A 12,053-nucleotide genomic window follows, 5' to 3' on the forward strand; every position below is an offset into this window, starting at 1 on the left:
GTTCCTATTTATTAGACCTTGCGGCGTGCCTGGATTTCTTCAATCAGCGCCTGCGTGGACGAATCCAGTCCTGCGACCTTCTTCGCCCCGCCCTCTTCCAACGCCGGCAGAATCTGCCGCGCAATCGACTTGCCCAGCTCCACGCCCCACTGATCGAACGCGTTGACACCCCACAGGTGGCCAAGCATGAACACCTTGTGCTCGTACAACGCGATCAGTGCACCGAGGCTTTCCGGCGTGAGCGCGTCCAGCAGCATCACCGTGCTGGGTCTATCGCCCGGGAAAGTGCGCTGCGCGGCCAGCACGCGACGCTCTTCGTCAGTACCCGACTTCGCTTCGGCGAGCGCTTCGTCGAACGTCTTGCCCAGCGCAAGCGCAGCCGCCTGGGCGAGCAAGTTCGACAACAGCGCCTCGTGGTTTGCGGTGAGATCGTGCGCCGGCTTCACCACGCCGATGAACTCCAGCGGCACCACATCGGTGCCCTGGTGCAGGGACTGGAAATACGCGTGCTGCGCATTGGTGCCCACGCTGCCCCACACCACCGCCGAGGTCGGCTGCGCCACCGGCTGGCCTTGCTTGGTGACCTGCTTGCCCAGGCTCTCCATTTCGAGCTGCTGGAGATAGGAGGTGAGATCAGTCAGCAGGTCCGCGTACGGGATGACAGCGCGACTGCCGCGACCTTGCACGTCGCGGTTCCAGTACTCGACCAGACTCAACAGCACCGGCAGGTTTTCCGACCACGCCGCGCTGCGGAAATGGTCGTCCACGAGCGCCGCGCCCTTGAGCAACTCATGGAAGTTGTACGAACCAATCGCCAGCGCGAGCGACAGGCCCACGGCCGACCACACGGAAAAGCGGCCACCGACAAAATCCCACATCGGATAAACCTGTGCCGCCGGAATGCCCCACTTTTCCGCCTCGGCGACATTGGCGCTCACGGCGAGAAAGTGGCGCGACACGGCAGCCTGGTCGCCGTCGTAGGCGCGGCTGATCCACTCGCGCATCACGTTGCCGTTGAGCAAGGTTTCCTGCGTGGTGAAGGTCTTGGAGACCACGATCACCAGCGTGCGCTTGGGATCGAGCTGATGCATCAGCTCGTAGGCGGACTGGCCGTCCACATTGGTGAGGAAATGACTGCGCAGCCCCGGCACGTGATACGGCGTGAGCGCGCGGGCAGCGAGGCGCGGCCCGAGGTCCGAGCCGCCGATGCCGATGTTCACGATGTCGGTGATGCCGGGCGCCACGCCGAAGGCGCTGGCGTCGCCGAGCTCCACGGCCTTGACCAGCGCATCGATGCGCTTGAGCGTGGCGTCGATTTCCTTGAGCGCATCGCGCGGTGCGGGCGAAGGCAATTGCGAACCGCCGGCGCGCAGCGCGGTGTGCAGCACCGCACGGTCTTCGGAGGTATTGATGGGCTGGCCGGAGAACATCGCATCGCGCGCTACCTGCCAGCCGCTGGCTTCGACGTGCGCGCCGAGAGCGTCTAACGCGGCCTGGTCGAGCTTCTGGCGACTAAGGTCCAGCAGGATTGGCCCGAGGCGATGGCGCAGGCGCTTGCCGCGGGCGGCGTCCTTCAGCAATTCCCGCAGGTGCGTGCCTGCGAGCCGGTCAACGTGTTCTGCGAGAAAAGACGGACGGCGCTCGGACGACATGGGAACTCATGCTCGGCKAAGGGGGACGTCGATCTTACGCAGCTTCGCGCACCCTTTGCCAGCAGATTGTTGCACCGCACCCAGGCCCCGCCCTGAGGCGAGGCGCAAAGCGTCAGGCCGCGGCCATCTGCTTGGGAATCGACCGATTGGTGTGYGAGATGGCGTTGTTGGCGTCCACGTACACCAGGGTCGGCTGGAACTGCTCGAGCTCGGCCTCGGACAGCTGGCAGAACGCGGCAATGATCACCAGGTCGCCCGGCTGTGCGCGGTGCGCGGCGCTGCCGTTCACCGAGATGATGCCCGAGCCTTCCTCGGCGCGCAGCGCGTAAGTGACGAAGCGCTTGCCGTTGTTGATATTCCACGCATGGATCTGCTCGTACTCGCGAATGCCGGAGGCATCGAGCAACAGGCCGTCGATGGCGATGGAGCCTTCGTAATGGAGCTCGGCATGGGTCACCGTCGCACGGTGAATCTTGGCCTTGAGCATGTTCAGGTTCATGACTTCAGTTTCCGGCAGGAATTGCCCGCGTAGCCCACTATTATCCCGCCGAGACGCGCCGCGTCGCAACATGGGGTCCCGGCAGGCCCTTGATGGGGTCGGTCAGTCGAAAGGCAAGTTGTCGATCAGGCGGGTCGAGCCCAGCCGGGCCGCGATCAGGGCGACCAGGCCTTCGGTCTCGCCGTCGACCGGTTCAGCCAGGTCTTCGGAGCGCCGAATGACGGCGTAATCAGGGTCGAAACCGGCCCGGGCAAGCTTGGAAGCCGCCGCCTGCTCCACCACCGACCAGGCGTGCCCCTTGGCGATGAGATCGCGCATCTGCTGCAGGGTGGCGTAGATCTGCGGCGCCAGGGTGCGGTGCTCGGCCGAGAGGTACTGGTTTCGYGAGCTCAAGGCGAGGCCGTCCTCGGCACGCAGCGTGGGCGCCGCAATGATCTTCACCGGCAGCGAGAGATCGCGAACCATCCGCTCGATCACCTTGAGCTGCTGGAAATCCTTCTGGCCAAACACGGCCAGATCCGGCTCCACCAGGTTGAACAGCTTGCACACCACCGTAGCCACGCCGTCGAAATGCCCCGGGCGATGGGCACCCTCGAGCGTTTCGGTGAGTTGCGGCACATGGATGCTCACGCTGTTCTGCGCGCCGAACGGGTACAGCGTGGGCACTTCCGGGGCAAACAGCAGGTCGCAGTCCTGTTCGGCCAACCCCACCTGATCCTGCACCAGGGTGCGCGGATAACGCTCGAAGTCTTCGTTCGGGCCGAACTGGGTGGGATTGACGAACACGCTGGCCACTACCCGATCGGCGCGGGCTCGGGCCAGTTTGATCAACGAATGGTGACCGGCGTGCAGGTTACCCAGGGTGGGCACGAAACCCACCGTAAGGCCCTGGCCGCGCCAGCCGCGGATGGTGGCGCGGAGCGCCGCGGCATCTTGCACAGTCTGCATGTCTTTGAGCTCTGCTGCCTCAGTCGAAGCAATGTTCCGGCGCCGGGAAGGCGCCACTGCGCACATCCTCGGCATAGGCCGCGATCGCCGCAGCCACAGAGTCGCGTCCTGCGAGGAAATCCTTGCTGAACTTGGGTCGCTTGCCGGGCGTCACCGCCAGCATGTCGTGGATCACCAGCACCTGCCCGTCGCAATGCGGGCCGGCGCCGATGCCAATGGTAGGAATGGACACAGCCTGCGTGATGCGCTCGCCCAGTGCGGTGGGAATGCCTTCCAGCACGAGCAGGTCGGCGCCCGCGGCTTCCACCGCCTTGGCGTCCTCGACCAGGCGGTCGGCGGCGTCCTGCGCGCGGCCCTGGATACGGAAACCGCCGAACTTGTGCACCGATTGCGGCGTCAGGCCCAGGTGCGCGCATACCGGAATGGCGCGCTCGACCAGCGCGGTGATCACTTCGAGAATATGCGGCGAGGCGCCCTCGATCTTCACCATCGCAGCGCCACCCTCGCCCACCAGCTGCGCGCCGGCTTCCAACGCGTGGGCGACATCGCGATCGGCCATGAACGGGAAGTCGGCGATGAGCAAAGTGGCATTGAGTCCGCGCGACACGATGCTGGTGTGATAGACCATGTGGTCCAGCGTCACCGGCAGCGTGCTCTTGTGGCCCTGGATCACCATGCCAAGCGAGTCGCCCACCAGCGCCACGTCGACGCCAGCCATTTCCAATTGCGCCGCGAAACTCGCGTCGTAACAGGTGAGCATGACGATGCGTTGGCCTGCTTCCTTCATCGCGCGCAACGCCGGCACGGTGACCGGCTTGCGCGTGGGGGCGTTCGCTTTTTGCGAGTACACGACAATTCCCTAGAACGGAGGCAGGCGCGGATTATCCCGCGTGTGGCGTGAAGGGCTCAAGGCAGACGCTCGCAACCGGTGGTTTCGATGCCTGCCAGCAGATCCGCCACCTTGCCCTGGCCCGGCAACTCCAGCGTCGGCGCCAGGTCGTTCAGTGGCAACAGTACAAAAGCACGCTCAGCCATGCGCGGATGAGGCAGCGTCAGGCGATCGTCCGATAGCACGACGCCGTCCATGTGCAGCACATCGAGATCAAGCGTGCGCGGGCCCCAGCGCTCGCCATCGCGCACCCGGCCGGCATCGCGCTCGATCTTCAGCAAGGCATCGAGCAGCTGGTGCGGCGTCAGTCCGGTATCGATCTGAGCGACCGCATTGATGAAGGCAGGTTGATCGAGCACGCCCCAGGGAGGCGTGAGATACAGCGCTGAGCGGGCGAGCAAGCGGGTTTGCGGGAGTGCATCCAGCGCGCCGAACGCGCCCAGCACGTGTCCTTGCGCGTCGCCTAGATTGCTGCCCAACGCAATGAACGCAACCGTCACGCGGGATCCGACTTGTTGCCCGCCTTCGAGCTCGGCTTGCGACGACGGCGCTTGCGCGGCTTGGCGGCCGGCGCAGCGCTTTCCACTGCCGAACCCGACGCGCTGCCCGACAAGGCCGCCGCCAGCGTTTCGTGCGGCAACTGCTGCGCGTGCTGCCACCATGCGCCGAGCTCGCGCACCGCGGGGGATTCCTCCGCACGCAGCAGCAGGAAGTCGAAGGCGGCACGGAAACGCGGATGCGTCATCAGGCGGAATACGCGCTTGCGCTGCACTTGTTCAAAGCGCGGCTGCATGCCCCAGATTTCTTCCATGGTCAGCGTGAAACGACGCGGGATCGCCACGCGCTGGCATTGCTCGACGATGACGTGGGTGGCGGCGCGTTCCCACGCGGCCACTGGCTCCATGCCCTTGGTGATCCAGGTATGCGCCAGATCGCGCACTTCGCCCCACAGCAGCACGGCGAACAGGAAGGCCGGCGTCACCGACTTACCTTCGGCGACGCGTGCATCGGTATTGGCCAGGCCCTGCTCGATCAGCGCACGCAGCGCCTTGTCGCCGCGCTTGAGCGCGCGTGCCGTGGCCGGAAACATGAACTTCAGCAGGCCGGTCTGTTCGAGCATGTGGAAGCTCTTGAGGCCATGCCCTGACAGGAACAGCTTGAGCGACTCGTCGAACAAGCGCGCCGGCGCAGCGTCGGCCAGCAGTGGCCCGAGCTCGTCGAACGGCGCCGCGGCGGCCGCGTCGATGCGGAAATTGAGCTTGGCCGCGAGGCGCACGGCACGCAGCATGCGCACGGGATCTTCGCGGTAGCGCGTTTCCGGATCGCCGATCAGGTGCAGCACGCGGTCCTGCACGTCCTGCATGCCGCCGACATAGTCGCGCACCGAGAAATCGCTGATGTCGTAGTACAGCGCGTTGACGCGGAAGTCGCGACGGATCGCGTCCTCTTCGATCGAGCCCCACACGTTGTCGCGCACGATGCGGCCGTCGACGATGTGGCGATCGCCCTCGCCTTCTTCTTCGCCGGTGCCACGGAAGGTGGCCACTTCGATGATTTCCGGACCGTACACCACGTGGGCCAGCCGGAAACGGCGGCCGATCAGGCGCGAATTGCGGAAGAGTTTCTTGACCTCGTCGGGCGTGGCGTTGGTGGCCACGTCGAAGTCCTTGGGATGACCGCCCAGCAGCAGGTCGCGAACGGCGCCTCCCACCAGATAGGCCTGGTAGCCGGCCTCGTTGAGGCGATAGAGCACGCGCAGCGCTGCCTTGCTGATGTTCTTGCGCGAAATCACGTGCTGCTCGCGCGGGATGATGCGCAATGCAGGCGTGGCGTTGGTCCTTGCGTCGTGATTCAAGCGGTCTGGATCCTTGCAGGCGCTTAGCGCCATTCAAAGCGATCAATGCGGCATCGTTCCGCCGCCTCCACATTCCACCATGCCCCATAGGGCCGGTGGCCGTCCGCCCGGTCGGTCCTTGAGCCCCTGAGGGCATTGCCGGGCGAAGCAATTCCGCTATACTAGCGCGCTCCGGTGCATTTCGCTCCCTTCGTCTAGTGGCCTAGGACACCGCCCTCTCAAGGCGGGAACACGAGTTCGAACCTCGTAGGGAGCGCCACTTCCGGCCTGGCACGGGCCCCGGCTCATTCAAGACAGGCACGAGAGCGTATGACTTTTGTCGTCACCGACAACTGCATCAAGTGCAAATACACCGACTGTGTCGAAGTTTGCCCCGTCGACGCCTTCCACGAAGGCCCCAACTTCCTCGTGATCGATCCGGACGAGTGCATCGACTGCACCTTGTGCGAGCCGGAGTGCCCGATCAACGCGATCTATCCGGAAGACGACGTGCCCGCCGGACAGGAAAGCTTCACTGCGCTGAACGCGGCGCTGGCCAAGAGCTGGCCGGTCATCACCGAGCGCAAGGACGGCCTCGCCGACGCCAAGGACTGGGAAAACAAGCCCAACAAGCTCGACCTGCTCGAACGCTGAACGCCGTCCCGGACGCTGTACCCCTCCGCAGGACACCCCGGTTCGCGCATAAAAAAACGCCGCCCTTGAGGCGGCGTTTTTATTGGCCGTAAGGCAACGGATCAACCGCCGCCCATGCGACCCTTGAGGGTATCGATCACCTTGGCCACCGCGGCGGCATCGCCCTGGGCGCGCACTTCGCTGGCCTTCTCGCCGCTGGTGCCCACGGTCAGCAGCACCTGGCGCGGCTTGGCGCCCGGGGCATCCGCAGACTCCTTGGACTTGCCGTTGAACATGCTGCTGAAGAAGCCCTTCTTCTGGGTCGGCTGATCCGATGCGACCACGCTAAGCGTATAGGTGTGCGCGTCATCGTCGTGCCCCACCACCTGGCCAATATCACCATTCTCCAGGGCCTGACCCACGCGACGATAGGTGTTGTCGATGCTGTCGTTCAGCACAAAGCCGTCAGCGATCTGGGCGCTGCTGCTGCCGACCCGAGCGGTCGCACCATTGGAGGTCGGGTTGTTGGCGCCCGCTTCCGGAATGACCAGCGCGGCGCTGGTGGAAGGCGTATCCAGGCCCGGCGGAATTTCCAGCGGCGACTCCTGTTTGGCCGTTTCCCAGGCCTTCTGCGAACGGAACATGCCGCAGCCGGAGAGCAGCAAGGCAGACAGGGCCAGTACCGGCAGGGCCACGACAAGCGGGGATTTCTTCATGTAAGCAGATTCCGTAGGAGTATCAGTTGCCCGAAATGTCAGGCCGCATTCGCCAAGGATGCCAGACCCGCCAGCGCTTCGCGAAGTCGCGCGCGGTCCGGACCATCCTCCAATTCAACCAAAGGCAGGCGTGGCGCCGCCAATCCCAAGCCCAGCGGCGGCAATCCGGCTTTCACAGCAATCGGGTTCGGCGCGCAGTTGAGCGCCGAAACCAGCGGCGCCAGCACGGCGTCGCAACGCTGTGCTTCAGCCCGATCGCCTGCCGTGGCGGCATCGCACAACATGCGAAACGCGCGAGGCACCAGATTGGCTACCACCGAGATCGTCCCCGCCGCGCCAGCGAGCATCGCCTTGCAGGCCGTGCCGTCGTCACCGGACAGATAGACGAAATCCGGCCGCGCAAGTTCCGCGATGGCGCGAATCCTTTCATCGGTGCCCAGCGCTTCCTTGAGGCCCACGATGGCCGGGTGGTCGCGCAGTTCAGCCACCGTTGCCGGCAGCAGGTCGCAACCCGTGCGCGCCGGCACGTTGTACAGCACCACCGGCAGGCCGCCATGGTCAGCCACTTCGAGGAAATGGCGACGCAGGCCTTCCTGGGTCGGTCGCACGTAATACGGAGCCACCACCAGGGCCGCATCAGCACCCAGCGCTTTCGCACGCCGCGTGAGCGCCACGGTCTTGGCCGTGCCCGCCTCGCCGGTACCGGCAAGGACCATCATGCGGCCGGCCACCCGTTCCACGGCAAACGCGAGCAGGCGCTCGTATTCGTCGTGCTCGAGCATATGGGCCTCGCCGGTTGAACCGGCCACGACCACGCCTTCGGTTCCGCCGTCGATCTGGTAGTCAAGCAGCTTTGCGAAAGCCGCAAGATCAAGCGCCCCGTCCGCCGCGAACGGCGTGACCAGCGCACAGATGCTTCCGCGAATGTTCAAGACCGGCTCCGCCTGAAACTCAAACCCGGCATGTTACCGGAAAAGCTTGTTCAGCCAATACAGAGCCCTGGGCCGGCCCTGCCAGCGCCATCCCGCGTCCGAATTCACCCTGGACGGCCCGCCCAAGACCATGGAGCGGGCGCAGTCCTGGATTTCCCCTCAATGGGCGTTCGGACCGATCAGCAGGGGTTTCGGGATGGTGGTATGCAACATCTCATCCTTCATCTGCATCGTGGCCGCGCGATCGCGCTCCATATCGCTGTACTTGCGACAGGTGGTCTTCGGAAGATGGGACCCGGTGGGTTGTTCGTGTACGCAGATCTCTTTGTCGCCGTCGCGGCGGGTAAGGATCGCATTGATCTCGGACTGGTCGTTGTAGAGCTGGATCTTGGACTTGTCGTCCATGGCGTCGACCTTGGTGAACCGATCCAGGAGCGACTGCATATCACCAAGGTCCTTGGTGACGGTGCCGCGCTCCTCAGCGTTGACGAACTCAAAGCGGCCGCCTGCCTGCATCTGTTCGCGCACGTGGTCGGCCACAGGGGCGAATGTATCCCTCGTATCGGCCTTGACGTCAGGCGGTGGCGGGCTCTTCGCCAGCAGCGAAGTCGCAGGAACAAGAAACACCAATACCGCAACAGCAAGCTGCGCACGCACCAACTTCATGATCTAACCCCCTGGTTGTCTTAGCCGAAACAAACGCCATCCCGATGCGTCAATGCGTACCCAGCGCCGAGGACGGAGCCGCCTCTCGCATCGTATGCAGCATGGCATCCTTCATGTTGAGCATGTCCCGCCGCTCGCGCTCTATCTGGGCGTAGTTGCGGCAGGTGGTCTTGGGAAGATGAGATCCCGTCGGCTGCTCGTGCGTGCAGATTTCGCGTTCGCCGTCGCGCCTGGTGAGCAGCGCGTTCACTTCCGACTGATCGTTGTAGAGCTGGATCTTGGACTTGTCGTCCATCGCATCGACCTTGCCGAAGCGGTCGAACAAGCCATGCATGTCATTCATATCGTGCTCGACCGTCTCGCGCTCTTCCGCGGTCAGGAACTCGAAACGTCCGCCCGCGCCCATCTCCTGATGGACATGGTCCATGACCCCTTCGAACTTCTCTTTGGTATCTGCCTTGACGTCCGGCGGCGTTGGATTTTTGGCATACGCCAGCGCCTGCGAAAACGGGATTGCCATGGCGGCAACCATCAACCAYGCATGCACGTGCTTCATAATCCGCTCCCCATTGATGAGCCCCTAGGACGGCGGCGCGACCGCCAAAATGTTACGCCCGGCCTGGCAGGCAGTCAAAAAGCGACTTTCAGCCGGCCAGAGGACTTACTTGCGAGTCTCTGGCAGCGGCAAGTAAGCTCAACCGACGTGCTTTCTTGACCCGCATCGTGCGGGAGCGCCACAGGTGGACTCCTTGAATCGTTCTTCCGCGCGCACCGGCAGCGACAACCAGCTGCTGATCCAGACCCTGACTCCCTCCACAAGCGCGCCCTTGCTGACGCTGGCCAAGCGTATTGCCGAAGCCGGCTGCAACCTCGCCGATGCGCGGGTGTCGGCGATCGGCGCCGATACCTCGCTGACCCTGCTCGCCACCGGCGCATGGGACGCCGTGGCCAAACTCGAAACCGCGCTGGCCAAGACGGCCCGGGACGAAGATCTGCGCCTGTCGTTTTATCGCACCGGTCCGCGCGAGCACCACTCGCACCTGCTTCCGTATCTGATCGAGGTGATCTCGGCCGATCGCCCGGGCATCCTGGTGAAGATCATCGACTTCTTCGACCGCCGCGACATCGTCATCGAGCAGCTGAGCTCGCTGCGTTACCAGGCGATGCAGACGGGTGCGGACATGTTCCAGGCACAGATCACCATCGGCATTCCGGCGGCCACGCATATTGCCGCGCTGCGCGATGACTTCCTGGAGTTCTGCGATGGCCTGAATCTCGACGCCATCATGGATCCGGTGAAATTCTGAGCGGCGGATGTCGCGCGGAAAACCGGTTTTCCGGCGTGCTCGCCGGGTCCTTGAGCATGCTCCCTGAGGCGCCCTGCTGCAAGGACTGTCATTCCCTACACGGCAAGCGCTAGTCTCTGACCTCAAGAGCAGTACCGGAGAGATGGCATGCAGCAGGCGGGTCGATTTGCACCGATCGCAGGGCGAGCCCTGACCGCCTTTGCACCCACCTCCGCTGTCTCGTTTCCCTTGATTGACGACACCCAGTCGAAGCCGGCCGCGGCCTCGCAGGAGAACCTATGCCCGAAGTTGGCAAGAAAGTCCCCAAACTCAAAGGCCTCACCGGCGATGGCAGCGAACTGAAGCTGGACAGCCTGAAAGGCCAGTGGGTGGTGGTGTACTTCTACCCGAAGGACAGTACCCCCGGTTGCACCAATGAGGCCAAGGATTTCCGCGACCTCTACCCGAAGTTCAAAAAGCGTCACGCGCAGATCATCGGTGTTTCGCGTGATTCGGTGAAATCCCACGCCAACTTCGCCACCAAGCAGGAACTGCCGTTTCCTCTGGTTTCCGACCCTGATGAGACCTGGTGCAACGCTTTCGACGTGATCCACGAGAAGGTGCTGTACGGAAAACGTCATATGGGTGTTGTACGAAGCAGCTTCCTGATCGATCCCGAAGGCAGGCTGGCCCAGGAATGGCGCAACGTGAAAGTCCCAGGGCACGCCCAGGCCGTGCTCGACGCCATCCCCGCCCAGTGACCCGCGATCTCCTTTTTCGCCATGCCGCTGCCCGTCCCGCCGGGACGACTCCCTATCGTGCATGGCATCCCGGCCCATCGGCCGACTTCCCGCGGCACGCCGCATGCCGCGGTTCTTCCACCTCGCACTCTCAAGAGGTTTCTTCCGTATGACCGGAAGCAAGCGCATCTACGCTCTCGACACCAATGTGTTGCTGCACGATCCGACTTCGCTGTTCCGCTTTGAAGAACACGATGTCTTCATCCCCATGACGGTGTTGGAGGAACTGGACGAAAAGAAAAAGGGCGCCTCCGAGGTTTCGCGCAATGGTCGTCAAGTCAGCCGCTTCCTCAATGAACTGATCGTGCGTGGCAACGGCCACGGCATCAGCAACGGCCTGGAGTTGTCCAACCCCGAAGGRGTMAATCTCAAACGCGGCGGCGCGGTAGGCAGGCTGTATTTCCAGCAGCGCACCACCAACGGCCACGGCAAGGCAGACAACCTGATCCTGTCGGCGGTGATCGAACTGCGCGACCAGAATCCCGACCGCTCGGTCGTGCTGGTCAGCAAGGACATCAACCTGCGCATCAAGGCCAAGATCTACGGCATCGATGCGGAAGACTATGAAAACGACCGCGCGCTGGATGACTTCGCGCTGCTTTACACCGGCTCCACCGAGCTGGGCGAGGATTTCTGGGACAAGCACCCCGAAGTGCAGTCGTGGAACGAACGCGGTCGCACCTTCTACAAACTCGACCGTCGCGACGATGAAGACTGGTATCCCAATCAGTGCCTGTTCCTGCCTGGCGACAACAGCGTGGAACTGCGCGTGCTGCATGTGGACGACGCCAAGGCCACCCTGGTGTTGCTGGACGATCACAGCCACGCCAATCACGCCGTGTGGGGCATCGCGGCGCGAAACCGCGAGCAGAATTTCGCGCTCAATGTGCTGATGGACCCGGATGTCGACTTCGTCACCCTGCTCGGCACCGCCGGCACCGGCAAGACCCTGCTCGCGCTTGCCGCCGGCCTGGCGCAGGTGATGGACCAGCAGCGCTATCGCGAAATCATCATGACGCGCGCCACCGTCTCGGTGGGCGAAGACATCGGCTTCCTCCCCGGCACGGAAGAAGAAAAGATGACGCCGTGGATGGGAGCGCTCACCGACAACCTCGAAGTGCTCGCCAATCCGGAGGAAGGCGGCAGCTGGGGACGCCAGGCCACCAACGACCTGCTCGCCTCACGCATCAAGATCCGC

General features: G+C 63.8%; 14 protein-coding genes and 1 tRNA gene. 5 read left to right on the plus strand and 10 right to left on the minus strand.

Annotated elements, in window-relative coordinates:
* Positions 1–11: 11 nt before the first annotated feature.
* The 6 genes from pgi to pcnB form a co-directional block, all read right to left on the minus strand.
* Positions 12–1,652 (minus strand): glucose-6-phosphate isomerase, encoded by a 1,641-nt coding sequence (gene pgi / locus AC1DMG_RS15220; protein ID WP_477176373.1) that lies wholly within the window; start codon positions 1,650–1,652, stop codon positions 12–14.
* Between the two features lie 112 nt (positions 1,653–1,764).
* A complete protein-coding gene (gene panD / locus AC1DMG_RS15225) occupies positions 1,765–2,151 on the minus strand; it encodes an aspartate 1-decarboxylase (protein ID WP_046971832.1) in 387 nt (128 codons plus the stop codon).
* A gap of 102 nt (positions 2,152–2,253) precedes the next feature.
* Positions 2,254–3,099, minus strand: coding sequence for a pantoate--beta-alanine ligase (panC, locus tag AC1DMG_RS15230; RefSeq protein WP_441605173.1), 846 nt, complete (start codon positions 3,097–3,099; stop codon positions 2,254–2,256).
* A gap of 19 nt (positions 3,100–3,118) precedes the next feature.
* Positions 3,119–3,949: a 3-methyl-2-oxobutanoate hydroxymethyltransferase gene (panB, locus tag AC1DMG_RS15235; protein WP_477176372.1), complete on the minus strand. Its 831-nt coding sequence runs from the start codon at positions 3,947–3,949 to the stop codon at positions 3,119–3,121.
* A gap of 56 nt (positions 3,950–4,005) precedes the next feature.
* Complete coding sequence (gene folK, locus AC1DMG_RS15240; protein WP_441605171.1) at positions 4,006–4,488, minus strand: 2-amino-4-hydroxy-6-hydroxymethyldihydropteridine diphosphokinase; 483 nt, start codon at positions 4,486–4,488, stop codon at positions 4,006–4,008.
* Entirely contained in the window at positions 4,485–5,843 is a 1,359-nt protein-coding gene (gene pcnB, locus AC1DMG_RS15245; RefSeq protein WP_477176371.1) for a polynucleotide adenylyltransferase PcnB, read from the minus strand. The genes folK and pcnB overlap by 4 nt, the downstream gene beginning before the upstream one ends.
* Positions 5,844–6,026: 183 nt before the next feature.
* On the opposite strand from pcnB, the gene AC1DMG_RS15250 reads away from it, so the two are divergent.
* Both AC1DMG_RS15250 and fdxA read left to right on the plus strand, forming a co-directional pair.
* A tRNA-Glu gene (locus AC1DMG_RS15250) sits at positions 6,027–6,102 on the plus strand.
* A gap of 50 nt (positions 6,103–6,152) precedes the next feature.
* A complete protein-coding gene (gene fdxA, locus AC1DMG_RS15255; protein ID WP_441605169.1) occupies positions 6,153–6,476 on the plus strand; it encodes a ferredoxin FdxA in 324 nt (107 codons plus the stop codon).
* A 101-nt stretch (positions 6,477–6,577) separates the two neighbouring features.
* Here the strand turns inward: fdxA and AC1DMG_RS15260 are convergent, their stop codons facing one another.
* The 4 genes from AC1DMG_RS15260 to AC1DMG_RS15275 form a co-directional block, all read right to left on the minus strand.
* Positions 6,578–7,171, minus strand: a complete 594-nt coding sequence (locus tag AC1DMG_RS15260; RefSeq protein WP_477176370.1) for a hypothetical protein — start codon at positions 7,169–7,171, stop codon at positions 6,578–6,580.
* Positions 7,172–7,209: 38 nt separating this feature from the next.
* Positions 7,210–8,103: a 4-hydroxy-tetrahydrodipicolinate synthase gene (dapA, locus tag AC1DMG_RS15265; protein ID WP_477176369.1), complete on the minus strand. Its 894-nt coding sequence runs from the start codon at positions 8,101–8,103 to the stop codon at positions 7,210–7,212.
* Positions 8,104–8,262: 159 nt separating this feature from the next.
* Complete coding sequence (locus AC1DMG_RS15270) at positions 8,263–8,769, minus strand: hypothetical protein (RefSeq protein ID WP_441605166.1); 507 nt, start codon at positions 8,767–8,769, stop codon at positions 8,263–8,265.
* A 49-nt stretch (positions 8,770–8,818) separates the two neighbouring features.
* A complete protein-coding gene (locus AC1DMG_RS15275; RefSeq protein ID WP_477176368.1) occupies positions 8,819–9,325 on the minus strand; it encodes a hypothetical protein in 507 nt (168 codons plus the stop codon).
* Between the two features lie 184 nt (positions 9,326–9,509).
* On the opposite strand from AC1DMG_RS15275, the gene AC1DMG_RS15280 reads away from it, so the two are divergent.
* The 3 genes from AC1DMG_RS15280 to AC1DMG_RS15290 all read left to right on the plus strand — a co-directional run.
* Positions 9,510–10,076, plus strand: a complete 567-nt coding sequence (locus AC1DMG_RS15280) for a glycine cleavage system transcriptional repressor (RefSeq protein WP_046971840.1) — start codon at positions 9,510–9,512, stop codon at positions 10,074–10,076.
* Between the two features lie 278 nt (positions 10,077–10,354).
* Positions 10,355–10,816 carry a peroxiredoxin gene (locus AC1DMG_RS15285; RefSeq protein ID WP_477176367.1) on the plus strand — a complete coding sequence of 154 codons (462 nt, stop codon included), beginning with the start codon at positions 10,355–10,357 and terminating at the stop codon, positions 10,814–10,816.
* A gap of 148 nt (positions 10,817–10,964) precedes the next feature.
* The coding region (locus tag AC1DMG_RS15290) for a PhoH family protein (protein ID WP_477180715.1) at positions 10,965–12,053 on the plus strand (1,089 nt) is incomplete at its 3' end.

This window comes from Dyella sp. 01N36 (assembly GCF_056399745.1).